The organism is Dietzia sp. SLG310A2-38A2 (genome assembly GCF_014145095.1).
In the GTDB taxonomy this organism is placed as follows: Bacteria; Actinomycetota; Actinomycetes; order Mycobacteriales; family Mycobacteriaceae; genus Dietzia.
Genome location: NZ_JAALDX010000516.1, coordinates 1 through 3,017, shown reverse-complemented (window position 1 = coordinate 3,017; position 3,017 = coordinate 1). Strand labels below are relative to the sequence as shown.

Here is a 3,017-nt window from a genome sequence, read left to right as displayed (position 1 = left end):
CGGGAGCGTGGTGAAGGGACGGACCAACCCCGTGAGCCTGGACGTGGTGATCGCACCGTCCAGGTAGTCCACCGCCTCCTCCCGTGCGGAGGTGGCGATCGAGGCGGCGGCTCCGATCAGGGACAGCTCCACGGAGTCCCGTGCCGTGCACCGGAGGTCCCCTCGGTGAGCTCGGACGACCTCCAACGCCCTCACGTGGTCACCCTCGTGGAGTCGGGTCCGGCCGCGAGCCGGGGCGGTGAGAGGGTGCGTCGACCCCGCGAGGAGCTCCGCGGCCTCGCCCGGGTGCCCCATCGCCAGGTGCAGGTCGGCCCGGACCGCGTCGAGCAGCGGCCTCACCACGGCGCCGTTGTCGCAGAGCCCCGGGAACCTCCTCATGTGGTGCTCCACATACCGCAGCCCGTCAGCCGGGGTGCCGGTGGCCAGTGCGATCTGGCCGTACACGTAGAGCGCGAGGCCCCACAGTTCCTCCTGGTCGGCCGGGGCCCCCAGGTCCGTCATCAGGCCGATGGCCGACTCGATGTCCAGGCGGTCGAGCCGCGCCAACGCCGCGCCGATCATCCCGGCCGGTCGCACGACGAGCTCCGAGTCCGGCGGCAGTTGCGGGTGGCGCCGCTCCTCGTCCCACCAGGACTCCGCCTCGCGGACGTGGCCGAGCAGGGCGTTCACCAGCGTCAGCTTCCCGGCGGAGTCGCGTTCGATAAAGCTCCCGGCCCCGATTCGGTGCCCCCGGCGGAACAGCTGGTGGGCGTCGTCGAACCGGCCCACCAGGAACAGACTCAGACCCAGGTGGAGAAAGACGAACGCGGGTCCGTCCCGCTCCGCCTGCGTCGACGAGTCCAGATCCGGGACCGGGACGCGGCTCAGCGAGGCGTACTCCGAGGCGGCGTCGGCGAAACGACCGTCGATACGGAGCGAGATCATCCGCATCAGCCGCTCGGCGTCGTCGGACACCTCGGGAGACGCGTCGATGGCGGGCGCAGGGGCCGGGGTGTCCTTGGGCGCGGAGAACTGATTGTGCATCCGGCGCAACGTGCCGAACAGCGGCTCGCTCTCCAGGACGTCGGCCGGAATGCGCCGGAGATCCCCGTCCATCTGGAGGAAGTTCGACGGGTAGAGGGTTGTCCAGTGCGCCCGGAGGATCTCCAACACGAGGTCCCAGCGCTCGGCGTCGATGGCGAGGACGAACGCGGCGTGGGGTCGCTCGTGCCGGAGCGAGTGGTCGATCAACGCGAGCCGCGAATCGCGGAGGAGCTCCGGCCCCTCGGCTCGCGCGATACGGAGGATCGAACCCCGGACCGGGCCCGGATACCTCCAGGTGGGCTCCACCTCCCCGGGTTCGCGGACGAGGAGGCCGTGGCGCTCCGCCGTGGCCAGGAGGTCGCGCGCCGCGGCGTCACGCCCACCGGACCCACCCACCGCGACGGTCGCCGCGGACAGGGTCAGAGGTGCGGCCACCGCGGTTCTGTAGAGGTCCTCGCGGAGTCGGACGAGGTCCGGATCGCCGTCCAGGATGCGGAGGATGACGTGGTCGATCTCGCCGCGGATGAGGTCGGCCGGGTCCCCACGCGAGGTGGAGGATGACCGCACGGCCTCAACACCGACCCCCACCAGGCCCGCGATACGGCCGGTCTCGGCCGCGATCGAGGCCAGGGGCACCTGGTTGAGAGTGGACGCCCCCGCTCGATCCACCACCGTGGCGAGCTCGGCATCCGTCAGCATCAGATCCTCCGGGCCGACGGAGATCGTCCCCCCGGGCACGCCGGCGGTGCGGCTCCAGTCCATCGCGACCCGCGTGGTGGCGACGATGCGGAATCCACCGGCCGGTGCCCATCGGACCAGCTCGCGGAGACGATCCTCCGGGTCGACCGCCAGGTGGAGGTCGTCGAGCACCAGGGTGAGCGGGCCTTCCCACTGCCGGAGCATGTCCCCGAGCTGACCGTAGGCATCCGGCGGCGACCCGGCCGGAGCACCCGGGCCTTCGCCCGGCCGGCGCAGTCGACCCACCGATTCCGCGACCTGCCGCCAGTAACCGTCCCCCACCAGCTCGGGATCGGGATCGATCACTCCGGCCGTGGTTCCGGCACCGGGGGAATTGCCGGACAGCCACTGACGCAGCAGTGTCGTCTTACCGGACATCCGCGGCCCGTGCGCCACCACCAGTCGCGCGGGACCGGAGAGCGTGGCCGTCAGACGGCCGCGCGGGGGAATGTCGGTGACCGTGAGGGTTCGCGAGGACGGGCCGGTCGCTGGCAAGGCCACAGCGGACTCATGGCCATCCCGAGAACGCGACCGGGGCTGACGGGGGACGACACCACCGGGGCAGGGGCGACTCGGGACCATGCTCGCACCAGCCTCCTCACGCCCGGCCTTTCAACCGGCCCCACCGCTTATCGGTCGAGTTCTCCTCCCACGTTACGGTTTTCGCCCGCTTACCTGCAGCAGCGCTCACGCGGTGGTGCGTACGAGCAGATGCCACCCCAGCCAGATCCAGAAGGCCAGCAGCGCCCACCGGAGCAACCAGAACCGGCACACGAACCGGACGAGGTCGACGAAGGTGGGCAGGAGGGGGGACCGGGTCGTCACCACGACCCAGACGACCACGGCCGCCCAGACCACCGCCCAGATGACGAGATTGGCCGAACGGTCGGCGGGCAACAGCGTCACCGTGTCACCAGGGCCCATCCCAGCCACGCCCAGACGGAGAAGGCCACCGCGCGAACCGGGTAGAAGGACAGCGGCTCCTCGAACAGGGAGCTGAGTGTGGGGTAGATCGAGCGCGGCTCGGCGAAGAAGTGGCCCAGTTGGATCGCCGCGACGACAGCGAGCAGAACCATCCACACGATGATCGGCACGGATCCTCCCACGGCGATACCGCTCCGGGTGCGGGGAGAGCGGGCACGGTGCCAACCGCGCCGCACCGCCAGGACGAGCACGGCGACGACCGGGGCGGCCACGGCCACACGCACGGGCCATGTCATGGGGTCGCCCACCGCGGCGACGGCCCCGTAGGCGGC

General features: G+C 71.4%; 3 protein-coding genes. All 3 read right to left on the bottom strand.

From position 1 onward, the window contains the following. On the bottom strand, positions 1–2,262 hold a 2,262-nt coding region (locus tag G6027_RS16415), incomplete at its 3' end, for a hypothetical protein (RefSeq protein WP_182638084.1). A gap of 186 nt (positions 2,263–2,448) precedes the next feature. After that, the gene (locus G6027_RS16410) at positions 2,449–2,667 is read right to left on the bottom strand and encodes a hypothetical protein (protein WP_182638083.1); all 219 of its coding nucleotides are present in this window, start codon (positions 2,665–2,667) and stop codon (positions 2,449–2,451) included. After that, a partial coding sequence (locus G6027_RS16405; RefSeq protein ID WP_182638082.1) for a hypothetical protein occupies positions 2,664–3,017 on the bottom strand: 354 nt, incomplete at its 5' end. The genes G6027_RS16410 and G6027_RS16405, both read right to left, overlap by 4 nt.